We start from the raw sequence: 23575 nt of genomic DNA, 5'->3' as shown, positions 1-23575 counted from the left end.
TTCCCTTCCCATGGCGCCTTCCCGTTCCGGCAAGGCCCCGTGCGTCGGGGGAGGGAAAGTATGGCCGGTTCTCCCGGCTTTGGGAAGGGGTCGGAGAAGAAAAATTCACACTGCGTCGACCGGCATTCCTGCAATCCCTTCCGCTGCTCAGCCGGTCACCAGGCGAACGCGCGCGAAGTTGCGCTTGCCCACCTGGAGAACGCCCTCGAAACCGGGCGCAAGGTGCAGTCCGGCATCCTCCACCACGTCGCCTTCCAGCTTTACCGCACGCTCCTTGAGCTTGCGGTTCGCCTCCGAATTGCTGGGCGTGATGCCGGCGGCCGTCAGCAGCGCCGCGATGCGGATGCCCTCTGCAGGCACCACGACATCCTTCAGCTCGAGCAGCGAGGTGTCGCCCTGGCCCGTGACGACGGCATGCCAGCCGGTGATGGCCTTCTCCGCTTCGGCGGCATCGTGGAAACGGGCCGCCAACTCGCGCGCCAGCCGGAGCTTCACATCGCGCGGGTTCAGCTCGCCGCCGTCGACGGACGCTTTCAGCGTGGCGGCTTCCGCGCCGCCGATCTCGAAGCTCAGCAACTCTATCCAGCGCCACATCAACGCGTCGCCGATCTTCATGGTCTTGGTGACGATGTCGATGGCCGGCTCGCTGACCCCGATGTAGTTGCCCAGCGACTTCGACATCTTGTTGACGCCATCCAGGCCTTCCAGCAGCGGCATGGTCAGCACGACCTGGGGTGCCTGGCCGTGGTGCTCCTGCAGGCCGCGCCCCATCAGCAGGTTGAACTTCTGGTCCGTGCCGCCAAGTTCGACATCCGCCTGCAGCGCCACGGAGTCGTAGCCCTGCACCAGCGGGTAAAGGAACTCGTGGATCGCGATCGACTGCTGCGCCGCGTAACGCTTGGCGAAATCGTCGCGCTCCAGCATCCGCGCGACAGTGTGCTGGCCGGCGAGGCGAATCATGTCCGCCGCGCCCATCCTGCCGAACCATTCGGAGTTGAAGCGGACTTCGGTCTTCTCGCGGTCCAATACCTTGAATACCTGCTCCTCATAGGTGCGGGCATTGGCCAACACATCCTCGCGGGTCAGCGGCTTGCGGGTCGCGTTCTTGCCCGACGGGTCGCCGATCATTCCGGTGAAGTCGCCGATCAGGAAAATCACTTGGTGGCCCAGGTCCTGGAACTGGCGCATCTTGTTCAGCAGCACTGTATGACCCATATGCAGGTCGGGCGCCGTGGGGTCGAACCCCGCCTTCACGCGCAGCGGACGGCCGGAGGCGAGGCGCGCCTGCAGGTCTTCGATCTTCAGTATTTCGTCGGCACCACGGCCGATCAGGGCAAGCGCTTCTGCGGAGGACACGGGATAGCGGTTCCAGATAGAGGGGCCACGTGAAGGCCAAGTCAGTGACGTGAAGTTACCGTTAAAAGAAAGTAAACAGTGATACCAATCAAAAAAGCTATTTGACTCAATGGTTTGACGCGAAGTCTTCGCGTGTCTATGGTACGCCGATTGGGGCTTTGCCTTGGCCCCGGGGTGCAACCTTGATGCAAACTCATGGGGGCGGCAACAGCCGCAAGCAACTGTTCCGCGAGCGCCTGGGGGTGCTCCGCGATAGCGCCGTGAAGCGTCATCTGCCGGAGGGGCGATGGACGCGACGCCACTGGATCCACGCCACCCTGTTCACCACCATCGGCGTGCTGATGGCGACGATCGTGCCGGGCTTCTCGAGTGCGATCCAGGCGCCGGTCTCCGAACCGCGCAACACCTTGCTGCTTGATCTGCCCGAACTGTCCGCAGAGCGCCAGGCCGGTATCGCCGGCGACAGCTGGCAAGTGGTGCGGGTGAAGCGCGGCCAGACGCTGGGCGCGATCTTCGAGGAGCTGGGCATCCCGGCCGCGACGCTGCACCGCATCCTGGACAACGCGGATGCCAAGAAGGCGCTGACCCGCCTGAAGCCCGGCACCGAGATCGCCTTCGACCTGCCGGTGACCGGCGGCCTGCGCACCCTGCGCTACGACCGCGATCCCAGCCATCGCGTCGAACTCGTGGTCGGCGAGGACAAGGTCACCGAGCGCGTGATCGCGCGCGAGACCACGACCCGTACCGTCGTGCTGAGCGGCAAGGTGGGGCGTTCGCTCAACCGGTCGGCCCGCAAGGCGGGGCTGACGTCCGCCAACATCAATTCGATGACGGACGAGATCTTCAAGTACGACATCGACTTCAATTCCGACCTGGGACCGGAAGACCGTTTCAGCGTGGTGGTCGAACAGACGTGGCGCGAGGGCGAGCTGATCAGCACCGGCCCCGTGCAGGCCGCCACGTTCACCGTCGACGGGAAACTGCATTCGGGCTTCCGATTCACGCGTCCGGGCGGCAAACCGGAGTACTTCACCGCCGCAGGCCGGCCGCTGAAGAAGAACTTCATCCGCATGCCGATTGCGTATGCGCGCATGAGCTCGAAGTTCGGTGCGCGCCGCCATCCGGTGCTGGGCACGATGCGCATGCACAAGGGCGTGGACTATGCCGCCTCGACGGGTACGCCGATCATGGCGGCCGGCGATGGCCGCGTGCAGTTCGCAGGGTGGCAGGGCGGCTACGGCCGTACCGTGATCCTCGACCACGGCCGCGGCCATACCACGCTGTACGCGCACATGTCGCGCCTGGGCAAGATCAAGCCGGGCCAGCGCGTCGCGCAGGGCACGGTGATCGGTTATGTCGGCACCACTGGGCTGTCGACCGGCCCGCACCTGCATTACGAATTCCGCATCAACGGCGTGCATCGCAATCCGCTGTCGGTGACGATGCCGCCGCCGGAGCCGCTGTCCGGCGCGCAGCTGGCGGCGTATCGCACGTACACGGCCAACGCGCTGGCACGTATCCGCACGGTGGAAGACATCATCTATGCCGATGTCGGCCCCGCCGACGAGGCGAAGGCAACCACCGTCGCCGCCGCCAAGCCTGCCAACAGCAAGAAGGGCGGCAAAGGCTGAGCCCGGCGCATGGCGGTGAACAAGAAAAGGCGGGACACTGTCCCGCCTTTTCTTTGCGTGACGTTCCCGCATGACCGACGCCATCGACGCCACCGTTTCCGAGCTCTACCTGGGCCTGATGTCGGGCACCAGCGCCGACGGCATCGACGCCGCCCTGGTGCGCTTCGAGGGTGAGGGCCGCGCCCTGCGGTGCGACTTGGTGCGGGGCCACACGTTCGCTTGGGATCCCGCCTTGCGCACGACGCTCGTTGCGCTCGGCCAGGGTGCGGACAGCGTGTCGCTGGATACGGTGGGCCTGCTCGATGCCCGCATCGCCATCGCATTCGCCGATGCCGCGCTGTCGCTGCTGCAGGCCGCTGGCGTGCCGCGCGGCCGCGTCCGTGCGATCGGCTCCCACGGCCAGACGGTGCGCCACCGGCCGCATGCGGAGCCGCCGTTCACCTGGCAACTCGGCGATGGCAACGTCATCGCCGAACGCAGCGGCATGACAACGGTCGCCGACTTCCGTCGCCGCGATGTGGCGGCGGGCGGCCAGGGCGCGCCGCTGATGCCGGCGTTCCATGCCGCGCTGCTGGGATCGACGCACGAAGACCGCGCGGTGCTCAACCTGGGCGGCATCGCCAACTTCACGTTGTTGCCGGGTGCGGGGGATGTCCGCGGCTTCGATACCGGGCCAGCGAATGCCTTGATGGATGCCTGGTGCGAGCGCCATACCGGGCACGCCTACGACGCCGACGGTGCCTTTGCCGCCAGCGGCCAGGTCGATGCGGCGTTGCTCGCGCGCTTGCTGGCCGAACCCTGGTTCGCCGCACCGCCGCCGAAAAGCACGGGGCGCGAACACTTCCATCTGGACTGGCTGCAGGCCCGTCTGGACGGGAATTCCGTATCGAATGAGGATGTACAGGCCACCCTGCTGGATCTCACCGCGCGCACCGTGGCCGATGCCCTGCAGATGACGCAGCCCGACACGCGACGCGTCCTGGTCTGCGGCGGCGGCGTGCGGAACCCGGTGCTGATGGCGCGGCTGGCGGCCTACATGCCGCAGGCCGTGGTGGAGTCGACGGCCACCCACGGCCTGGACCCGGACTATGTGGAAGCGATGGGGTTCGCGTGGTTGGCCCGCGAGACGCTGGCGGGTCGCCCCGGCAACCTGCCCGCCGTCACCGGCGCATCGGGCCGCCGCGTGCTCGGCACGGTGTACCCGGCCTAGAACCCCTTGCCGGACGGAACGTCCTTCAACGCGCTGATCGCCTCGGCCAGCGCATTGACCTCGCGGTCGTCGAAGCCGCCACGGACTTCCGCCTCGCAGACGAACAGGCCCTGCTCCAGCAGGTTGAAGATGGTGTCGTGGATCGGCCAACCCCGCGCCTGCGAGACACGCCGGATGCGCTCGGCGAGGATCGGGTCCACGTCCTTCAGCACGATGTCGGTCATCCCCTCCTCCCCTGGCCTGCCCCGGCGGGAAACTGTAGCGCAGTCATTCAAGCCGGCGTATCCGGCGCGCGCGCGTCAACGCCGGTGGCGGCCTCATGGCCGCTGCCGAACCGGATGCGCGGCGCCAGCCAGAAGAACAGGATCACCGCCGGGACGGCCACCAGCGCAGTGATCCAGAAATACACCGCATATCCGGTCTGCTCGACGATGCCGCCGGACACCGCGCTCAACAGTTTGCCCGGCAGCATCACCAGCGAGGAGAACAGCGCGTACTGCGTGGCGGTGAAACGCTGGTTGACCAGCGCGGACAGGAACGCCACCAAGGTCGTGCCCTGGAACCCCTGGGCGAGATTCTCGCCCGAGATCACCAGCGTCAGCTTCCACACGTCGCCATCGGCGCCGACCAGCCAGACATACAGCAGGTTGCTGATCGCGCCCAGCACGATCCCCACCAGCAGCGGCCATTTCACGCCCCAGCGGGCGATGGCGATGCCGGCCAGGAACACGCCGGCCAGGCCCACCCAGATGCCATAGAACTTGGTGACCGTCGCGATCTCGGTCTTGGTGAAACCCTCGCCGAGGTAGAACGGCGCCATGATGCCGCCGCCCAACGACTGGTCGGAGATCTTCGCCAGCAGGATGAACGACAGTAGCGCCAGCGCCAGCGCCGGGCCGAACCGGCGGAAGAAATCGAGGAACGGCTCCACCACGCCTTCCTGCAGGCCTTCGGCCCACGTCGTCATCCGCACCCGCACGACATCCGGTTCCGATGCCAGCAATACGGCGACGACCGGAATCAGCATGAAGGCCGCCATGGCGACATACACCTGCGGCCAGGGCACGTGGTCGGCCAGCACCAGGGCGAGCATGCCCGTGATGATCAGCGCGATGCGGTAGCCGAGCGAATACGTGGCCAGCAGCGCGCCCTGCGACTCCTGCGGTGCGATCTCGATGCGGTAAGCGTCCACGGCGATGTCCAGCGTGGCGCCGGCAAAGGCCGTCAGCAGCGTGACCCAGATGAAGGGCGCCAGCGTCCCCGGTGTCAGGTGCGCCATCAGCAGCAGACCGACGATGACCACTCCCAGCGCCAGCAACAGCCAGCCGCGCCGCTGGCCCAGCCCGCCCAGCAATGGCAGGCGCCAGCGATCCACCAGTGGCGCCCACAGGAACTTCAACGTGTAGGTGAGCCCCGCGCTGGCGATCAGGGTGATGTTCTTCAGTTCCAGCCCGTTCTCGGTCAGCCAGTACGCCAGCGTTCCGGCCACGAGCAGGAATGGCATGCCCGAGGCGAAGCCGAAGAAGAACATCGTCCACGCCGAAGGCTGCGCGAACGCACGCCAGACGGAAGGCTTGGCGGGACGTTCGCCGGCGGAGGTCGTCATCAGGTGTAGTCCACCGTGAAGGGGGCATGGTCGGAGAAGCGCTGGTCGCGGTAGATCGAACAGGCCTTCAGGCGGTCGCGCAGCGAGGGCGTGACGAACTGATAATCGATGCGCCACCCCACGTTGTTGGCGCGCGCGGCGCCACGGTTGCTCCACCAGGTGTAGTCCTGCCCTTCCGGGTGCAGCGCGCGGTAAGCATCGACCCAGCCCCCGTCGTCCACGCACATACCGTTCAACCAGTCGCGCTCCGGCGGCAGGCAGCCGGAATTCTTCTGGTTGCTGGTCCAGTTCTTGATGTCCAGCCGGCTGCGCACGATGTTCCAGTCGCCGCACAGCACGTAATGGCGACCACTGCGGCGCCATTCGTCCAGCACCGGCGCCAGCCAGTCCATGACCTTGAACTTGAAGCCCTGCCGCTCGTCGCCCGAGGAGCCGGACGGGATGTAGAACGAGACCACGCTCAGGTCGCCGAAGCGCGCCTCGATGTAGCGGCCTTCTTCATCGAAGTCCGGCCAGCCCAGCGCCGTACGGATCTCGTCCGGCTCGCGCTTGGCGTAGATCGCCACGCCGCTGTAGCCCTTCTTGGTGCTCGCATCGCGGAACCAGGCCTTGTAGCCGGCGGGCAGGAATTCCGGCCCGGCCAGCTGGTGTTCCTGGGCCTTGGTCTCCTGCACGCACAGGACGTCGGCCTGCTGCGCCGTGAACCAGTCGAAGAAACCCTTGGTGGCTGCCGATCGCAGCCCGTTGGCGTTGAAGCTGATGATGCGCATGTGCACGTCGTTCGTCGGAAACCGGGCAAGCGTACCCGAACCCACGCGGCCATCGCGCGATGCACGCCGCAGGGCGGGTATCCTGTCGTCTCACCTGTTCATTCCCGCCGCCCATGTCCGACCACCGCTCCCGCTTCCTCCAGCTCGCGTTGCACGCACAGGCCCTGCGCTTCGGCCAGTTCACGCTGAAGTCGGGGCGGCAGAGTCCGTACTTCTTCAACGCTGGCCGTTTCGACAGCGGTGCGCGGCTGGCCGGGCTGGCCAGCTGCTATGCGGATGCGGTGGAAGACGCCGGCCTGTCGTTCGATCTGCTGTTCGGCCCGGCCTACAAGGGCATCCCGCTGGCGACCGCGGTGGCCTGCGAGTTCGCCCGCCGCGGCCGCGACCTGCCGGTGGCGTTCAATCGCAAGGAAGCCAAGGACCATGGCGAGGGCGGCCTGCTGATCGGCGCGCCGCTGGAAGACCGCCGCGTGTTGATCGTGGACGACGTGATCACCGCTGGCACCGCCATCCGTGAAGCCCTGGGCCTGATCCGTGCCGGCGGCGGCACGCCGGCCGGCATCGTGGTGGCGCTGGACCGGCAGGAAGTGCTGGGCGATCCCGGTACCGGCGGTCCACGCCGCTCGGCCGCGCAGTCGGTGGCCGAGGAAACCGGCGTTCCCGTGGTGGCCGTGGCCAGCCTGCACGACCTGCTTGCATTTGCCGGCGAAAGCGCCGACCTTGTCCGCCATCGCGACGACCTGCTGGCCTATCGGGCCCGCTACGGCAGCGCGACCCAGGACTGAAGCAGCAGGGGGCTGCCATGACCGTCCGCACTTCCTACCTGCTGGCTGCCGCACTCCTGGCCACGCCGCTGGCGTTCGCCCAGGGCAACAAGGGCGCGGCCAAGCCCGCGGTCAACAAGAAACTCTTCTGCTGGGAAGAGAAGGGCCAGCGCGTCTGCAGCGATGCGCTGCCGGCCGATGCCGTCAATGTCGCTCGCGACGAGATCAGCGCCGCCAGTGGACTGCGCACGGGCGGCGTGGACCGCGCCATGACGGACGAGGAGCGCGCGTTGGCCGCCATCGCGGCCCAGCAGCAGTTGATCGATGATGCCGCCGCCGACATGCGCCGGCGCACCGATGCCGCCATGCTGCTGTCATACCGCAGCGAAGAGGAACTGCGCCGCGTCTTCAACGAGCGCACGGCGATCGTTGACAACAATGTCCGCACCGCCGGCTACAACGCCGTCAGCCTGCGCGACGGCCTCATCAGCCTGCTGCAGACCGCGGGCGACCGCGAGCTGGCGGGGCAGCCGGTGCCCAAGGAGATGGTCGCTTCCATCCGCCAGCGGCACGCCGAGCTGGTGCGCACCCGCCACCTGCAGCAGAGCTTCGAGAAGCAGCGCGCGGAACTGGACGTGGAGATCGCCGACATCCTGCAGCGCTTCCGCGTCATGAGGGGCGTTACCCCGGAACAGGCGGAAGACGCGATGCTCAACGCCACGCCACCGGCAGGGACGGCGCCTGCGCCGAGATGATGCGTCAGGCGCGATCGGCATTGCCCGCTGCACCATGAAAGAACGCCGGGCATTGCCCGGCGTTCGCGCACTGGCCCTCCCTGCGCGGAAGGTCAGAACGTCATCTTCAGTTCCGGCGCCAGCGCCTGCAGTCGGGTCCGGAACTCGGTCTTGATCCGCTCGAGCGCCGCCGTCGTGTCGGCTTCGAACCGCAGCACCAGGATCGGCGTGGTGTTGGACGCGCGCACCAGGCCCCAGCCGTCGTCCCAGTCCGCGCGCAGGCCATCGATCGTGGACAGGCGTGCACCCTCGAACTCCGCACCTTCGACGAAGCGCTCGACGATGGCGTGCGGCGTACCCTCCCGCACGTCGACCTTGATCTCCGGCGTGGATACCCCGTCCGGCAACTCCGCCAGGACCTCGGAGGGCGTTTCCGCGCGGTTGGCCAGGATCTCCAGCAGGCGGGCGGCCGAATACAGGCCGTCGTCGAAGCCGTACCAGCGCTCCTGGAAGAAGAAGTGGCCGCTCATCTCGCCGGCCAGTTCCGCACCGCTCTCGCGCATCTTGGCCTTGATCAGCGAGTGCCCGGTCTTCCACATCATGGGCGTGCCGCCATGGCGCAGCACCCAGCCCTGCAGCTTCCCGGTGCACTTCACGTCGTAGATGATCAGCGCGCCGGGATTGCGCTCCAGCACATCGGCGGCGAACAGCATCAACAGGCGGTCGGGGAAGATCACCGCGCCTTCCTTCGTCACCACCCCCAGGCGGTCGCCATCGCCGTCGAAGGCCAGGCCGAGGTCGGCATCGAAGCGCTTCACCGTCTGGATCAGGTCTTCCAGGTTGTGCGGTTCGCTGGGGTCGGGATGATGGTTGGGGAACGTGCCGTCCACCTCGCAGTACAGCGGAATGACGTCGGCGCCGATGGCTTCGAGCAGCTGCGGCGCGATGTCGCCGGCCACGCCATTGCCAGCATCCACCACGATCTTCAGCGGACGCTCCAGCTGCACGTCGTCGGCGATGCGCTGTATGTAGTCGGCCGAGACGTCCCGTTGCTGCAGGTCGCCCGGCACGCCGGCCAAGTACAGGCGGTTGTCGCGGATGCGTTCGTACAGATCGGTGATGGCATCGCCCGACAGCGTCTGGCCGCCGACCACGATCTTGAACCCGTTGTAGTCCGGCGGGTTGTGGCTGCCGGTGACGGCCACGCAACTGCCGGCGCGCAGGTGGTACGCACCAAAGTACGCCACCGGCGTGGGCGCCAGGCCGATATCGATCACGTTGCGGCCGGCCTTGCGCAGGCCTTCGATCAATCCACCGGCCAGGTCCGGCCCCGACAGGCGGCCGTCGCGCCCGACGACGATGTCCATCAGGTCCTCGTCGCGCATCACCGAGCCGATGGCCAGGCCGATCAGTTCGGCCACCTCGATGCTCAGCGAGGCGCCGACGATGCCGCGGATGTCGTAGGCGCGGAAGATGCCCGGGTCGACCTCCACGGTCTTTGCGTCCGCCTGCCGGTACGCGTCTGCCTCCTCGTCGGCGGAGCCAGCGCGCGCCGTCGGCGCGGGCGGGGGATCGCGCAGCAGCGCCTCGCCCAGGGTGGGTTCGTCCATGTCGTGCATCTCTGCTCCTTTCTTTCCAAACCGTCCCACCCGGACACCGCCACGCGCGACCACGACCGACGCGATGGCCAGGCCGGCCAGCAGGGCCGCCACCACCAGCGCCGGGATGGCGCCCAGGCCCAACGGGCCGGATTCGCTGTCCGGCGCCGCCGTGGCCACGCGCAGGCCAGTCTTGCCCACCGCGTGCGCCATGCGTTCGGCGCCGTCGGACAACTGACTGTCGCCGCGCTGCTGGATGGAGTAGCCGCCCTGTCGCAAGGCCAGGTAGCCGCCGGCGGGCAGCGCCACGCCATCGAAGCCGGCAGTCAGGCGCGCCAGTGGCACGCTCACGTACAGCACGCCCTGCGGCACGGCGGCCGCCATGCCGAAAGCGGTCTTCTTGCCGTCCTTCACCACGCGCGTCGCGACGGCATCGCCCTGCATCCCGGCTTCCAGCAAGGCCAGCTTGCTGAAGCCGAATGCCGCGGCGTCGTCATAGGCGGCCTGCAGCCCGCCCTCCAGGATCTCGACGTGCTCCACGCCGGCCCATCCTTCGCGGACGGCGGCCACCGCAGCCGCAGTGTCGTTGGCGGCCAGCGCCGCCTTGACCGGCGCGGACGCCAGGCGCTGCTGCAACTGTTTCACCTGCGCCGCGTGGCTGGCCTGCACCGCCTCCACCGCCCGGTCGCGCGCGCGCTCGACGTCTTCCAGCAAGCGGGCGTCGCGCCACTGCCGGATGCCGCTCCAGGCAAGCAGCGCGGCCAGCAGCGCCAGCAGCACCGCCAGCTTCGGCAAGGCGCCACGCAGGTCGCCCACGGGAATCCGCTTGCGGCTCTCGGTCGTCGTATTCATCGGCTTGTCCCCTGTCACCGCACGCCGGTGTGGCCGAAACCACCCGTCCCCCGTGCGCTGTCGGCGAAAGTATCCACCACTTGCAGGCCCACGCGCACGATCGGCAGCACCACCACCTGGGCGATGCGATCGCCGGGCTGGATGGTGAAGGCCTCGTGGCCGCGGTTCCACACGCTGATCAGCAGCGGCCCCTGGTAATCGGCATCGATCAACCCGGTGCCATTGCCCAGCACAATGCCGTGCCGGTGCCCGAGTCCCGACCGCGGCAGCACCACCGCGCACAGGCCCGGATCGCCCAGGTGCAGCGCGATGCCGCTGGGCACCAGCGCCGCATCGCCGGGCTCCAGCACCAGCGGGGCTTCCAGCGCGGCGCGCAGGTCCATGCCGGCGCTGGCTTCGGTGGCATAGGCCGGCAGCGGCCATTCGTCGCCGAAGCGCGGATCCAGCAGCTTCACTTCCACGGTGCGCTCAGCGGTCATGCGTCCAGTCGCTCCACGATCAGGTCCATCAGGTCGTCGGCCAGCCGTGTCTTCGGCGCCGACGCGAAGCTGCGTTCGCCATCCTTCCAGTACGCCGTCATCGCGTTCTGGTCGCTCTCGAAGCCGCCGTCGGCGATGCCGACCCGGTTGGCCACGATCATGTCCAGCCGCTTGGCCTCCAGCTTCCTGCGCGCGTACTCGGCCACGTTGTTGGTTTCGGCGGCGAAGCCCACCACCAGCTTCAGCGCCTGCGTCTGCGCCGCGACCTCGGCCAGGATGTCGGGCGTACGCACTAGATCCAGCGCCAGCGATTCACTGGACTTCTTGATCTTGTTGGCCGCCGGCTCGCGCGGCGTGTAGTCGGCCACGGCGGCGGCACCGATATAGATGTCGGCGGGCAGCGCGGCGAAGACGGCCGCGTGCATCTGGGCGGCCGAGCGCACATCGACGCGATCGACGCCCGCCGGGGTCGGCAACTGCACGGGCCCGGCGACCAGGGTGACGCGGGCGCCCCGCCTGGCCGCGCTCGCGGCGACGGCGAAGCCCATCTTGCCGCTGCTGCGGTTGCCCAGGTAGCGGACCGGATCCAGGTCCTCATAGGTCGGGCCGGCACTGACCACAACCTTCAGGCCGGCCAGGTCCTGCGGCACCTGCGCCGCCGCCTGCCCCGCCAGGGCAGCGACGATCTCATGGGGCTCGGCCAGGCGACCGGGGCCGGACTCGCCCTCGGCCAGCGGACCGTCGTTGGGACCGACCACCTGTACGCCACGGGCGCGCAGCGTCGCCAAGTTGGCCTGGGTGGCCGGGTGCTGCCACATGCGGTGGTTCATCGCCGGCGCGAGCATGATGGGCGCGGTGGTGGCCAGGCACAGCGTGGTCACCAGGTCGTCGGCCAGGCCGTGCGCCAATCGGGCCATCAGGTCGGCGGTCGCCGGCGCGACGATCACGCGGTCGGCCCAGCGCGCGAGTTCGATATGGCCCATCGCCTGCTCGGCGGCGCTGTCCCACAGGGTGGTGCGCGTGGGCTGGCCGGACAGGGCCTGGAAGCTCAGCGGGGTGACGAAGTGCTGGGCACCTGCGGTCATGGCGACCTGCACCTCCGCCCCGCCGTCGCGCAGCCGGCGCACCAGTTCCAGCGCCTTGTAGGCAGCGATGCCGCCCCCCACGCACAGCAGCAGCCGCTGCCCTGCGAGGCCCTGCATCTTGTCCGGTCCACTCACGTCGGCCCATTCCTACGTCGATTCAGGCGATTAGCTTACCCGAACGCCCCGCACGCCCCGATCCCGGCCCCGCCGCCGTCCGTCGACGATGACCGCATGCACATCCGCGACTGGCCCCACGACGAACGACCCCGCGAGAAGCTGCTCGCGCGCGGACCCACCAGCCTCAGCGATGCGGAACTGCTCGCCATCTTCCTGGGCTCCGGCCTGCGCGGCCGCGATGCCGTGGCCACCGCGCGCGAGCTGCTCGCCCACCACGGCCCGCTGCGCACGCTGCTGGAGCGTTCGCCCGCCGAGCTGGTCGACCTGCCCGGCCTGGGACCGGCCCGCGCCTGTGCGCTGGGTGCCGCGCTGGAACTCGGCACCCGCCTGCTGCACGCGTCGCTGGCGCGGGGCGACGCCATCGGCGATCCGGACGCCGCCGGGCGGTACTTCGCGCACCGGCTGCGCGGCCGCCCGCACGAGGTCTTCGCCGCGCTGTTCTTGGACACGCGCCACCGGGTGCTGGCCTTCGAGGAGCTGTTCCAGGGCTCGGTGGACAGCGCCGAGGTCCATCCGCGCGAGGTCGCGCGGCGCGCGTTGGCGCTCAATGCCACGGCCCTCATCGTCGGCCACAACCATCCGTCCGGATGCGCCGAGCCCTCGGCCGCCGACCGTGCGGTGACGCAGCGCCTGAAACAGGCGCTGGCGCTGGTCGACGTGCGCCTGCTGGACCATTTCGTCATCGGCGACGGACCACCACAATCGATGGCGGCTCGCGGCTGGGTCTGAGGGCGCGCTGGCTGAACCGCGCCGATCCCCCGCAGGGAGCGGGAAAAACTAGAATAGGGGGTTCCCACGCAACACGACGGTCCTCCGTGAAAGCTTCCCTCCGCGCCTTGATCGCCCAGGGCATCGATGCCCTGCGCTCCGCCGGCACCCTGCCCGCCGACACCGCCACGCCCGAGTTCGTGGTCGAGCGACCCAAGACCCGCGAGCACGGCGACTTCGCCACCAACGCCGCCATGCTGCTGGCCAAGGCGGCGCGCAGCAACCCGCGTGCGATCGCCACCGCCCTGGTCGCCGCGCTGCCGGCCAGCGACGACGTCGCCAAGGTCGAAATCGCCGGCCCGGGCTTCATCAATTTCCACCTGAGCCCCGGTGCCTACCAGCGCGAAGTCACCACCGCGCTCGCCCAGGGCGCCGCCTATGGCCGCAACGACAGTGGTCGGGGCAAGACGGTGGGCGTGGAATACGTATCGGCCAATCCGACCGGCCCGCTCCACGTCGGCCACGGGCGCGCAGGCGTGATCGGCGACTGCATCGCGCGGGTGCTTGCCGCCAACGGCTGGGACGCCAGGCGCGAGTTCTATTACAACGATGCCGGCGTGCAGATCGACAACCTGGCCAAGTCCACGCAGGCCCGCGCCCTCGGCCTGGGGCCGGACAGCGACGGCTGGCCGGAAGACGGCTACCGCGGTGATTACATCGCCGACGTGGCGCAGGCCTACCTCAATGGCGATTCGGTCGAGGTCGAAGGCCATGTGGTCACCGGTGCCGGGGATCCGCAGGACCTCGACGCCATCCGCCGCTTCGCCGTGGCCTACCTGCGCCGCGAACAGAATCTGGACCTGGCCGCGTTCGGCGTGTCGTTCGACCGCTACTTCCTCGAGAGTTCGCTGTACGCCGACCAGAAGGTCGAGGAAACCGTGCGCAAGCTGGTCGCCTCGGGCCATACCTACGAGGAAGGCGGCGCGCTGTGGCTGAGGTCGACCGACTTCGGCGACGACAAGGACCGCGTGATGCGCAAGTCCGACGGCACCTACACCTACTTCGTGCCGGACGTGGCCTATCACCTGAGCAAGTGGCAGCGCGGCTACGAGCGCGCGATCACAGAGCTGGGCGCCGACCATCATGGGTCGCTGGCCCGGGTGAAGGCCGGCCTGCAGGCGCTGGGCGAAGGCATTCCGCCGGGCTATCCGGAATACGTGCTGCACCAGATGGTCACCGTGATGCGCGGCGGCGAAGAGGTGAAGCTGTCCAAGCGCGCCGGCAGCTACCTGACGCTGCGCGACCTCATCGAAGAAGCGGGCGCCGACGCGACGCGCTGGTTCCTGATCGCGCGCAAGCCGGATTCGCAACTCACGTTCGACATCGACCTGGCGCGCGAGCAGAGCAAGGACAATCCCGTCTTCTACGTGCAGTACGCCCATGCCCGCGTCTGCAGCCTGCTGCGCCGCGTGACGGAGAAGGGCTTCGCGGCGTACGACGAGGCGGCCGGCATCGCCGGGTTGCCCGCACTCACCGACGAAGGCTCGCTGGCCTTGATGGTGGAACTGTCGCGTTATCCGGAAGTCGTGGAAGCGGCCGGCGCATCGCTGGAGCCCCACGCCATCGCGCAATACCTGCGCGAACTCGCCTATGCTTTCCAGGCCTGGTACGACGGCGAGCCGATCCTCGTCGACGATGCCACCCAGCGGAACGCGCGGCTTGCGCTGGCGGTGGCGGTTCGCCAGGCGCTGGCGAACGGACTTGACCTGTTGGGCGTCAACTCGCCCGAGAAGATGTGAGCGGAGAGCAGTAGATGGCAGCAAGGCGCGGCAAGAACCAGGCCACCCGTAACTCAAGCCACGCGACGCCCGCCTGGGTGTGGCTGGTGCTCGGCCTGCTGATCGGCCTGGCGGTGTATTTCATCGTGCCCGGCCTCGGCAAGAAGGACGGCGACGGTTTCTTCCGCCCGCAGCCCAACCCGGATGCGCAGCCGGCGCCCATCGACAGTGCCGACGTGGAGTCGGTGGTGCCAGATGCGCCCGTCACTGATACGCCGGCCACGGCCGCGGCGACCGACGAAAGCGCGGCGAAGGAAACGCAGTACGACTTCTACACCCTGCTGCCCGGGAAGGAAGTGCAGATGTCCGACGCGGAACTGGCGGCCAGCGCGCGCGAGGAAGACGCCCGCAAGGCGCGCGCCGCACTCAACGGACAGGCGCCCACGCCGGTCGCCACCACGCCGGCCGAGGCTGCTGTGCCCGCCCAGCCCACCCCGATCAACGAAACCGCGCCTGCGCGCGTCGCCGACGTACCGCGCACGGCGGAGACCGCGCCCGCACCGACGCCCAGGCCGGCGACCGTGGCCAGCGCCGACACGGGCGCCCGTTACATCCTGCAGGCGGGTGCATTCGGCGCATCAGGCGATGCCGAGGCGACGAAGGCCAAGATCGCGATGCTGGGCCTGAGCGCGCGGGTGGAGTCGGCGCAGATCAACGGCAAGACCGTGTACCGCGTGCGCATGGGGCCGTACGGCACCGCCAGCGAGCTGGCCGAAGCCAAGCAGAAGCTCGCCGGCAGCGGGTTGCCCGCGATGGCGGTCAAGGCGCAGTGAGCGCCGCGCGGCCGACGCTGCGTCGCCTGCTCGCGGCGACGGCCGCAGCGATGGGGGCGCTGCTGGTCGCCTCGTGGCTGGTCGGCATCGTCGTGCCCGCGCACTGGCAGGAGGTCGTGCAGACGCGCTGGGGATTCCTGGCGCCGCTCAGCTACGTCGTGACGGCCGTCTGCATGGGGCTGGGCGGCGCGCTGGCCGGCCATCGCTTCCTGATCGTCGCCATCGGCCTGACGCTGGCGGTGTGGATCGCGACCCTGGCGGTGCTGGCCGGCATCGCCGGCGCAGCGTCGGACGTCGCCTACCCGCTCGGCTTCCTGCTGCGCACCAACGCCCTCAGCGCACTCCTGTCCGTCGCCGCCGCTGCGCTCGGTACGTGGCTGGGCGCCGTCTGGCGTGCACGTCGCTGACTGCGAACCGCTTTCCCCCCGCGAAGGAATCCCCATGACCCGCACCGCCCTCATCACCGGCGCCACGTCAGGCTTCGGTGCCGCTGCCGTCGGCCGCTTCGTGGCCGCCGGCTGGCGCGTCATCGCCACCGGACGCCGCGCCGATCGCTTGCAGGCACTGGTGGACGAGCTCGGGGCGGACAAAGTGCACGCCGCCGCATTCGACATCCGCGACGAAACGGCCCTGGACGCAGCCCTCGACGCGTTGCCCGCGGCCTTCCGCGACATCGACCTGCTGGTCAACAACGCCGGACTGGCGCTGGGCACGGCACCTGCGCAGCAGGCGTCGCTGGACGATTGGCGCACGATGATCGAAACCAACGTGCTGGCGCTGGTCACCGTCACCCGCCGGTTGCTGCCGCTGCTGGTGGAGCGCAAGGGCGCCATCATCAACATCGGCTCGATCGCCGGCAGCTACCCGTATCCGGGCGGCAACACGTATGGCGGCACCAAGGCTTTCGTTCGCCAGTTTTCGCTGGGACTGCGCAGCGACCTGCACGGCACCGGCGTGCGGGTGACCGACATCGAACCCGGCATGGCCGAAACCGAGTTCACCCTCGTCCGCACGCACGGCGACCAGGCCGCGTCGGACAAGCTCTACGCGGGGGCGCAGCCGATGACGGCCGATGACATCGCCGAACAGATCTTCTACGTCGCCACCCTGCCACCGCACCTCAACATCAACCGGCTGGAGATCATGCCGGTGACGCAGTCGTTCGCGGGGTTCCAGGTCCATCGGGGCGTCTAGGGCGGACGTCGGCGCCGGTCGTTCGGCAATGTCTTTCCACCGGATTGAACCGTTTTCCTCGAATCCGGCACCTTGATTCCCGACAGACAGAGACGGGGGCAGGCGCGTGCAGCGGGACACGGAACGGATACTGGACGAGTACCTCGCCGCGGCGGCCCGCACCGGCGATCGCCCCGCGTGGGAGCGTCTGGTCGCGCGCTGGCAGCCGCGCCTGCTGCGGCACGCATGGCGATTGACGGGCCATCCCGACCTTGCGCGCGACATGGTCCAGGAAGCCTGGGTCGAGATCCTGCGCGGACTCCGCCGGCTGGACGATGTGGCGGCGTTCCCGGCCTGGGCCTTTCGCATCGTCACCCGCCGTTGCACACGTGCGCTCCGCGGACGGCAATTCGAGCGCACCCACCTCGTCGAGATCGAGCCTGAAGCGGTGATGCCTGGCGAACAGGACGCGGCGGGCGAACGCGCGGCGGAGCTGGCCATCGTCAGGGCGGAGATGCAGGCCCTGCCCGCGCCCCAGCGCGCGGCGCTGTCACTTTTCTATCTGGAAGACCTGAGCGTGGCGGAGATCGCCGTCGCGCTCGACGTGCCCCCGGGAACGGTCAAGACCCGGCTGATGCATGCGCGGCGCAAGATCCGCGCGCGACTGGAAGGAAGCACCGATGAACAAGACTGATGACCTGATCAAGCAGACCCTCTCGGCCGAGGATCGCGACCTGTTGTCGCGGCATGGCGAACCCGGCTATTTCTCCCAGGCGTTCGGGCTGTTCCGCGGCACGCTGGGTTGGGTGGTGTGGGTGGCCTACCTCTGCGGCATCGCCGCCTTCGCGGGCTTCGGTGTTTCGCTATGGCGGAGCTGGCATGCCACCGAAGTCCTGGCGGCCGTGCAATGGGGCGTGCTGGCGATCGTGCTGTTCCAGTTCACGATGATCATGAAGTCGTTCCTGGGCAGCCACATGGAAGCCAACCGCATGCTGCGGGAGCTCAAGCGCATGGAGTTGCAACTGGCGCTGCTCAGGCAAGACAAAGCCGGTATGTAGTTGCAGGCGCGTGCAGCTTTCATGCGTCACGTGCGATCAGGCATCGCGCGGTCGTGCGCACGGCGCACGCTACGCCAGCGGTTCGTCGGACAGATAGGTGTAGCCGGTGAGACCCGCCTCCAGCGCGTCGGACAGCAGCCTGGATTCGGCGGCGGGCAGGCCAGCTTCTTCCACGCGCTGACGGTAGACCGCACGCAGGTCGTCCAGCCTGTACCCCACGTAGTCGAGCATCACGTCGGTGGTGTCGCCGCGACGCTGCTGGGTGATCAGGTAGCCGGTGCCCGCGTCGGCACTGACTTCCACCGCGTCGGTGTCGCCGAACAGGTTGTGGATGTCGCCGAGGATTTCCTGGTACGCGCCAACCAGGAAGATGCCCAGCCGGTAACTCTCACCGGGCTTCATCGCGTGCAGCGGCAGCGAGGAATCCAGGCCCTCGTTCTCGACGTAGGTCTTGACCATGCCGTCCGAGTCGCAGGTCATGTCGGCGATGATGCCGCGCCGCGCCGGCGCTTCGTCCAGGCGCTCAATCGGCACGATCGGGAAGACCTGGTCGATCGCCCATACGTCGGGAATCGATTCGAACACGCTGAAATTTACGAAATACTTGTCGACCAGCCGCTCGTTCAATTCATCCAGCAGGTCGCGATGGCTGCGCTCGTCGCTGCTCAGGCGCGCGCGCACGGCATGCGCGATGGCGTAGAACAGGTCATCGATGCGCGCCCGGTGCACCAGGTCGATCTGGCCCAGCGCGTACAGCGACAGGCCTTCGCTGTGGTGGTGCTGTGCTTCGTGGAACAGCTCGACGGCCGGGCGCGTATCCAGTTCGCCATGGATCTCGCGCAGGTGGCGGATCACCGACGGCTCGTCGTCGTGCGACGGCGGCACGCGGCCTTCCGGCGCCTGCTCCACTTCCGACACGTTGACCACCAGCACCGCGTGGTGCGCGGTCATCGCGCGCCCGCACTCGGTGACGATGCGCGGCGGCACCAGGCCATGCTGTTCGCAGGCTTCCGCCAGCGGCTGCACGATGTTGCTGGCGTACTGGCCGATGCCGTAGTTGATCGAGCAGTAGCTGCGCGAACGCGTGCCTTCGTAGTCGATGCCGAGGCCACCACCGACATCGACATGGCTGATGGTCGCGCCCAGCTTCGACAGCTCGACGAAATAGCGGGTCGCCTCGCGCATACCGTTGGCGATGTCGCGCACGTTGCTGATCTGCGAACCCATGTGGAAATGCAGCAGGCCCAGCGTGTCCTGCAGGCCGGCCTCGCGCAACTGCTTCCACAGGTCGAGCACCTGGCGCGGCGACAGACCGAACTTGGCCTTGTCGCCACCGCTGTTCTGCCACTTGCCGGCGCCCAGCGTGGCCAGTCGCATGCGCACGCCCAGGCCGGGCTTCACGCCCAGCGCGCGCGACTCTTCGATGACCAGCGCCAGCTCGGACGGTTTCTCGATGACGATGAACGTCTGCAGGCCCAGCTTGCGGCCGATCAGCGCCAGGCGGATGTACTCGCGGTCCTTGTAGCCATTGCAGACGATCAGCCCGCCCGGGCGCGACAGCGCCAATACGGCCATCAGCTCGGGCTTGCTGCCTGCTTCCAGGCCGAAGCCTTCGCCCGCGTGCGAGGCGAGCGTGCCGGCGACGCCACGATGCTGGTTGACCTTGATCGGGTAGACCGCCGTGTAGCCGCCCTTGTAGTCCCAGTCGGCCTGCGCCTGCGCGAACGCGGCCTGCAGCTTGCCCAGGCGGTCGCCGAGGATGTCGGGGAAGCGCACCAGCAACGGCAACTGCGCACCCTGCGCGCGCGCGGCGTCCACCACTTCGGGCAGCGGGATCACCGGACCCTGCGCGCCCTTGGGCGACACCACGATGCGGCCGGCGGCGTCCACGTCGAAATACCCTTCGGCCCAGTGCGGGACGGAGTAGGTCTTGCGGGCGTGGTCGGTGGACCAGGACATGGCGTCTTCCAGTGTGGGGCTAGCGGACGCGCATTCTACAGGCTGCGGTCACATGGGTCCGTTACAATGCGCCGCCGCAGCGGCAGGCCCCATCGCCGTTGCCATTCCCTTCATGCAGGACAGCCCCATGACCGCCAACGACACCTGGTTCATCGAACACTTCTCGCACACCGGCTCCGCCATCGGCTTCCGCACAACGGGCAAGCTGGATGAAGTGCAGTCGCCGTTCCAGAAGATCGAGATCTACGACAGCACCGACTGGGGCAAGTTGATGGTGATCGACGGCGCGATGATGCTGACCACGCGCGACAACTTCTTCTACCACGAGATGATCAGCCACCCGGTGCTGTTCACCCACGCCGCACCCAGGCGCGTGGTGATCATCGGCGGCGGCGACTGCGGCACGCTGCGCGAGGTGCTTAAGCACCCGGGCGTGGAAAAGGCCACGCAGTGCGACATCGATGAGCAGGTCACGCGCATGGCGGAGAAGTATTTCCCCGAGCTGTGCGAGTCCAACAACGATCCGCGCGCCGAACTGCTGTTCGACGACGGCGTGGCCTACATGGCCAACTGCGAACCCGGCAGCGTGGACGTGGTCATCGTCGACTCGACCGATCCCGTCGGCCCGGCCGAAGGCCTGTTCAACAAGGCGTTCTTCGAAAGCTGCTACCGCGCACTGAAGCCGGACGGCCTGCTGGTGCAGCAGTCGGAGTCTCCGCTGGCGCTGCTGGACCTGATCAAGGACATGCGCGCGGAGATGGGCAAGGCCGGCTTCCAGTCGTTCAAGACGCTGCCGTTCCCGCAGCCGTGCTACCCGACCGGCTGGTGGAGCGTGACCCTCGCCAGCAAGCAGGCCGGCTTCGACTTTGCGTTCCGTGAAGCAGATGCCGCCGCCAAGCCGTTCGACACGCTGTACTACACCGCGCACCTGCATACGGGCGTGCTGGTGGCGCCGCCGTTCGTGGCGAAGGCGCTCGGCGAGTAAGGCGCACCATACGAGGCAAACAGAAAGGCCCCGCTCGTGCGGGGCCTTTTTCTTGGCTGTACGGATCGAAGGGCTTCGCTACGGGGAAAACTCCTTCCACACCGGAATCCGCTTGCCACGTGCCTGCATGCGCAGCACAGCCGCCATGATCAGACCGAACAGGACGCCCGCCATCAGCGCCAGCAGCGCGGCAATGGCCGACGGCATGTGGGTGCGGTTCCAGATCAGCAGCCACATCACGAGGCCCCAGAACACGCCGAAGAAACTTCCCATCAGCAGCGCGATGGAAAGGAAACCGGCCATCAGCGGTGGCGGCACCTTCAGTCCCATCTTCCAGAGCAGGCGGTACAGCGGCGGCGCCGCCGTGCTGCGCCGCACGCCCTTCGACTCGATGAACGACAGCGCCTGCTGCAGGCGGGTGTCGAATGCGGGATCAGCCATGAGGCGTCACAGCGCGTCGGCGTCGAGTTCGCCGGTGCGGATCCGCACCACCCGCTCCAGGTCGTAGACGAACACCTTGCCGTCGCCGATCTTGCCGGTGCCGGCGGCCTTCACGATGGCTTCGACCACCTGCTCGGCCTGCTCGTCGGTGACGGCGACTTCCAGCTTCACCTTCGGCAGGAAATCGACCACGTACTCGGCGCCGCGATAGAGCTCGGTATGGCCCTTCTGGCGCCCGAAGCCCTTCACCTCGGTGACCGTGATGCCGGCGATGCCGGCGTCGGCCAGTGCTTCGCGCACGTCGTCCAGCTTGAACGGCTTGATGATGGCCATGACCATTTTCATGCAGGATTCTCCCTAGGATGCTGGCCTCAGGATAGCGTGCCGGCGCCGCGCGCGGTTGCGGCGGTGGCCCCTCTCGCGGTTCAATGACCGCCTCGCCGCCCGGACATTTCCGACAGCGCTGCGCAGCGAACCCCGATGGCGCACCGACCCGCCCGCCTCGCATGCTCGATGCACTGCCGGAGACCGCACATGATCGACTTCAACCACATCGACGACCTCGCCCGCCGCCTCAGCCAACTGGTGCCGCCCGGACTGCGGGAATCGCAGGAAGAGTTGCAGCAGACCTTCAAGGCCACCCTGCAGGCAGGGCTGGCGAAGCTGGACCTGGTGACGCGCGAGGAATTCGACGTGCAGCAGGCCGTGCTGCTGCGCACCCGCGAGAAGCTGGAAACGCTCGAGCGCACCGTCGCCACGCTGGAAGCCCAGCTGGCCGACAAGCCCGCCCAGTCCTGACCCCGCCGCGATGAGTCTGGCCCTGGTGCACAGCCGGGCACGGGCGGGCGTGTCCGCGCCACCCGTGCGCGTGGAAGTCCACCTGTCCGGCGGATTGCCGTCCACGCAGATCGTCGGCCTGCCGGAAGCCGCCGTGCGCGAGTCGCGCGACCGCGTGCGCGCGGCGATCCTCTGTGCGCAGTTCGAATTCCCGACGCGGCGGATCACGGTGAACCTGGCACCGGCCGACCTGCCGAAGGACGGCGGACGATTCGATCTCCCGATCGCCCTGGGCATCCTCGCCGCAAGCGGACAGATCCGGCGCGAGGCGCTGGCGGACTACGAATTCCTCGGCGAGTTGAGCCTGACCGGCGAACTGCGCGCGGTGGATGGCGTCCTGCCGGCAGCCCTGGCGGTAGCCGCCAGCGGGCGCACGCTGGTAGTACCGGAACCCAGTGGCGCCGAAGCCGCCCTGGTCCAGGACGGACGCGCGCTCACGGGCCGAACCTTGCTCGAAGTCTGCGCCCTGCTCGAAGGCCGCAAGACGCTGCCGAGCGCCGTGGCACCCCCGACGCTGCCTCCGACGATTCCGGACATGGCGGATGTGCGCGGCCAGGCCCACGCGCGGCGTGCGCTCGAGGTCGCTGCCGCAGGGGGACACCACCTGCTGCTGATCGGGTCTCCCGGATGCGGCAAGACGCTGCTGGCGTCACGCCTGCCCGGCCTGCTGCCCGAGGCGAGCGACAGCGAAGCCATGGAAAGCGCCGCCATTGCCTCGGTCAGCGGTCGCGGACTGGACCCGGCGCGCTGGCGGCAACGTCCTTATCGCGCCCCCCACCACACCGCCAGCGCGGTGGCGCTCGTCGGGGGCGGTGCACAGCCGCGTCCCGGCGAGATTTCGCTGGCGCACCATGGCGTGCTCTTCCTCGACGAACTGCCCGAATGGAACCGCGCCGCGCTGGAGGTACTGCGTGAACCGCTGGAGTCCGGCACCGTCACCGTCTCCCGGGCCGCGCGCACGGCGGAATTCCCGGCGCGCTTCCAGCTCGTGGCCGCCATGAACCCTTGCCCGTGCGGCTGGGCCGGCGACGCCAGCGGCCGTTGCCGCTGCGGGCCTGATCTCGTCCGTCGCTACCGCAGCCGCGTTTCCGGTCCGCTGTTGGACCGCATCGACCTCCACGTCCACGTCCCCCGGCTGCCGCCGCAGGACTTGCGGCCGGATGCGCCGGACGGCGAAACCACGGCCGCGGTGCAGTCCCGGGTGGTGGCAGCGCGCATTCGCCAGCACGCGCGCTGCGGCAAGCCGAATGCGCGGATGGGCCAGGCGGAGACGATGGCGCACTGCCGCCTGTCGGCGCGCGACCAGGCGCTGCTGGAGCGCGCGGTCGAACGCCTGCAGCTCTCGGCACGCAGCCTGCACCGCATCCTGCGCGTGGCGCGCACCATCGCCGACCTGGCGGAAAGCGGATCCATCGGCACCGCGCACCTGACAGAAGCCCTGGGCTATCGGGGACTGGACCGCGGCAACGCAGCATGACCTCCGGCCACGGCGATGGAAGATGGGGTGTGGTCTACTCGGGTCACACCTGTCGCCGGCGGAC

At 68.5% G+C, this 23575-nt stretch carries 23 protein-coding genes and 1 pseudogene; 14 read left to right on the top strand and 10 right to left on the bottom strand.

Features of this window, described 5'->3' with window-relative positions; all coding sequences use genetic code 11:
* Nucleotides 1–147: 147 nt before the first annotated feature.
* Nucleotides 148–1356 (bottom strand): tyrosine--tRNA ligase, encoded by a 1209-nt coding sequence (gene tyrS, locus ACSQ19_RS08850; RefSeq protein ID WP_296281086.1) that lies wholly within the window; start codon nt 1354–1356, stop codon nt 148–150.
* A 185-nt stretch (nt 1357–1541) separates the two neighbouring features.
* Here tyrS and ACSQ19_RS08845 point away from each other — a divergent pair, with 185 nt between their 5' ends.
* Nucleotides 1542–2987 carry a M23 family metallopeptidase gene (locus ACSQ19_RS08845; protein WP_299344133.1) on the top strand — a complete coding sequence of 482 codons (1446 nt, stop codon included), beginning with the start codon at nt 1542–1544 and terminating at the stop codon, nt 2985–2987.
* Between the two features lie 70 nt (nt 2988–3057).
* On the top strand, nt 3058–4197 hold the full coding sequence (locus tag ACSQ19_RS08840; RefSeq protein ID WP_435996360.1) for an anhydro-N-acetylmuramic acid kinase: 1140 nt from the start codon (nt 3058–3060) through the stop codon (nt 4195–4197).
* Here ACSQ19_RS08840 and ACSQ19_RS08835 read toward each other — a convergent pair.
* The 3 genes from ACSQ19_RS08835 to ACSQ19_RS08825 are packed head-to-tail and all read right to left on the bottom strand — an operon-like array spanning nt 4194 to nt 6573.
* Nucleotides 4194–4421: a hypothetical protein gene (locus ACSQ19_RS08835; protein WP_296281080.1), complete on the bottom strand. Its 228-nt coding sequence runs from the start codon at nt 4419–4421 to the stop codon at nt 4194–4196. The genes ACSQ19_RS08840 and ACSQ19_RS08835 overlap by 4 nt on opposite strands.
* Before the next feature lie 47 nt (nt 4422–4468).
* Nucleotides 4469–5803, bottom strand: coding sequence for an AmpG family muropeptide MFS transporter (locus ACSQ19_RS08830; protein ID WP_435996358.1), 1335 nt, complete (start codon nt 5801–5803; stop codon nt 4469–4471).
* On the bottom strand, nt 5803–6573 hold the full coding sequence (locus ACSQ19_RS08825; protein ID WP_296281078.1) for an exodeoxyribonuclease III: 771 nt from the start codon (nt 6571–6573) through the stop codon (nt 5803–5805). The genes ACSQ19_RS08830 and ACSQ19_RS08825 overlap by 1 nt, the downstream gene beginning before the upstream one ends.
* Nucleotides 6574–6686: 113 nt before the next feature.
* Here ACSQ19_RS08825 and pyrE point away from each other — a divergent pair, with 113 nt between their 5' ends.
* Both pyrE and ACSQ19_RS08815 read left to right on the top strand, forming a co-directional pair.
* On the top strand, nt 6687–7358 hold the full coding sequence (gene pyrE / locus ACSQ19_RS08820; RefSeq protein WP_296281075.1) for an orotate phosphoribosyltransferase: 672 nt from the start codon (nt 6687–6689) through the stop codon (nt 7356–7358).
* Nucleotides 7359–7375: 17 nt separating this feature from the next.
* Nucleotides 7376–8092: a hypothetical protein gene (locus ACSQ19_RS08815; RefSeq protein ID WP_435996355.1), complete on the top strand. Its 717-nt coding sequence runs from the start codon at nt 7376–7378 to the stop codon at nt 8090–8092.
* 92 nt (nt 8093–8184) lie between these two features.
* On the opposite strand, the gene ACSQ19_RS08810 is transcribed toward ACSQ19_RS08815, so the two are convergent.
* From ACSQ19_RS08810 to coaBC, 3 genes are read right to left on the bottom strand one after another with little or no spacing between them, the layout of a single operon-like run.
* Nucleotides 8185–10521, bottom strand: coding sequence for a phosphomannomutase/phosphoglucomutase (locus ACSQ19_RS08810; RefSeq protein WP_299344122.1), 2337 nt, complete (start codon nt 10519–10521; stop codon nt 8185–8187).
* A gap of 14 nt (nt 10522–10535) precedes the next feature.
* The gene (gene dut / locus ACSQ19_RS08805; protein WP_435996353.1) at nt 10536–11000 is read right to left on the bottom strand and encodes a dUTP diphosphatase; all 465 of its coding nucleotides are present in this window, start codon (nt 10998–11000) and stop codon (nt 10536–10538) included.
* The gene (gene coaBC / locus ACSQ19_RS08800; protein WP_299344525.1) at nt 10997–12202 is read right to left on the bottom strand and encodes a bifunctional phosphopantothenoylcysteine decarboxylase/phosphopantothenate--cysteine ligase CoaBC; all 1206 of its coding nucleotides are present in this window, start codon (nt 12200–12202) and stop codon (nt 10997–10999) included. The genes dut and coaBC overlap by 4 nt, the downstream gene beginning before the upstream one ends.
* A 114-nt stretch (nt 12203–12316) precedes the next feature.
* Here coaBC and radC point away from each other — a divergent pair, with 114 nt between their 5' ends.
* The 7 genes from radC (at nt 12317) to ACSQ19_RS08765 (ending at nt 17812) form a co-directional block, all read left to right on the top strand.
* Nucleotides 12317–12991, top strand: coding sequence for a RadC family protein (gene radC / locus ACSQ19_RS08795; protein ID WP_296281065.1), 675 nt, complete (start codon nt 12317–12319; stop codon nt 12989–12991).
* Nucleotides 12992–13077: 86 nt separating this feature from the next.
* Nucleotides 13078–14769, top strand: a complete 1692-nt coding sequence (gene argS, locus ACSQ19_RS08790) for an arginine--tRNA ligase (protein ID WP_435996351.1) — start codon at nt 13078–13080, stop codon at nt 14767–14769.
* Nucleotides 14770–14783: 14 nt separating this feature from the next.
* Nucleotides 14784–15581 carry an SPOR domain-containing protein gene (locus ACSQ19_RS08785; RefSeq protein ID WP_435996349.1) on the top strand — a complete coding sequence of 266 codons (798 nt, stop codon included), beginning with the start codon at nt 14784–14786 and terminating at the stop codon, nt 15579–15581.
* A complete protein-coding gene (locus ACSQ19_RS08780) occupies nt 15578–15988 on the top strand; it encodes a hypothetical protein (RefSeq protein ID WP_435996347.1) in 411 nt (136 codons plus the stop codon). The genes ACSQ19_RS08785 and ACSQ19_RS08780 overlap by 4 nt, the downstream gene beginning before the upstream one ends.
* Before the next feature lie 34 nt (nt 15989–16022).
* Nucleotides 16023–16775, top strand: a complete 753-nt coding sequence (locus tag ACSQ19_RS08775) for an SDR family NAD(P)-dependent oxidoreductase (RefSeq protein ID WP_435996345.1) — start codon at nt 16023–16025, stop codon at nt 16773–16775.
* A 106-nt stretch (nt 16776–16881) separates the two neighbouring features.
* Nucleotides 16882–17448 (top strand): RNA polymerase sigma factor, encoded by a 567-nt coding sequence (locus ACSQ19_RS08770; protein WP_435996343.1) that lies wholly within the window; start codon nt 16882–16884, stop codon nt 17446–17448.
* Nucleotides 17435–17812 (top strand): DUF6768 family protein, encoded by a 378-nt coding sequence (locus ACSQ19_RS08765; RefSeq protein ID WP_299344100.1) that lies wholly within the window; start codon nt 17435–17437, stop codon nt 17810–17812. Before ACSQ19_RS08770 ends, ACSQ19_RS08765 begins: the two co-directional genes overlap by 14 nt.
* 69 nt (nt 17813–17881) lie before the next feature.
* On the opposite strand, the gene speA is transcribed toward ACSQ19_RS08765, so the two are convergent.
* Nucleotides 17882–19771: an arginine decarboxylase gene (gene speA / locus ACSQ19_RS08760; RefSeq protein WP_435996341.1), complete on the bottom strand. Its 1890-nt coding sequence runs from the start codon at nt 19769–19771 to the stop codon at nt 17882–17884.
* Between the two features lie 127 nt (nt 19772–19898).
* Between speA and speE the strand changes: the two genes are divergently transcribed.
* Nucleotides 19899–20756: a polyamine aminopropyltransferase gene (gene speE / locus ACSQ19_RS08755; RefSeq protein ID WP_299344094.1), complete on the top strand. Its 858-nt coding sequence runs from the start codon at nt 19899–19901 to the stop codon at nt 20754–20756.
* Between the two features lie 78 nt (nt 20757–20834).
* Here speE and ACSQ19_RS08750 read toward each other — a convergent pair whose 3' ends face one another.
* Both ACSQ19_RS08750 and ACSQ19_RS08745 read right to left on the bottom strand, forming a co-directional pair.
* The gene (locus tag ACSQ19_RS08750) at nt 20835–21197 is read right to left on the bottom strand and encodes a DUF6404 family protein (RefSeq protein WP_435996338.1); all 363 of its coding nucleotides are present in this window, start codon (nt 21195–21197) and stop codon (nt 20835–20837) included.
* Nucleotides 21198–21203: 6 nt separating this feature from the next.
* Nucleotides 21204–21542, bottom strand: coding sequence for a P-II family nitrogen regulator (locus tag ACSQ19_RS08745; RefSeq protein WP_299344090.1), 339 nt, complete (start codon nt 21540–21542; stop codon nt 21204–21206).
* A 189-nt stretch (nt 21543–21731) separates the two neighbouring features.
* Between ACSQ19_RS08745 and ubiK the strand changes: the two are divergent.
* A pseudogene (ubiK, locus tag ACSQ19_RS08740) lies at nt 21732–22008 on the top strand (ubiquinone biosynthesis accessory factor UbiK); the annotation flags it as partial.
* Entirely contained in the window at nt 22006–23511 is a 1506-nt protein-coding gene (locus ACSQ19_RS08735) for a YifB family Mg chelatase-like AAA ATPase (RefSeq protein ID WP_436000917.1), read from the top strand. The pseudogene ubiK and the gene ACSQ19_RS08735, both read left to right, overlap by 3 nt.
* Nucleotides 23512–23575: the final 64 nt, after the last annotated feature.

The sequence above is a fragment of the Pseudoxanthomonas sp. LjRoot127 genome (assembly GCF_964253495.1).
GTDB lineage: Bacteria > Pseudomonadota > Gammaproteobacteria > Xanthomonadales > Xanthomonadaceae > Pseudoxanthomonas_A.
This window is presented reverse-complemented; position numbering and strand designations above follow the sequence as displayed.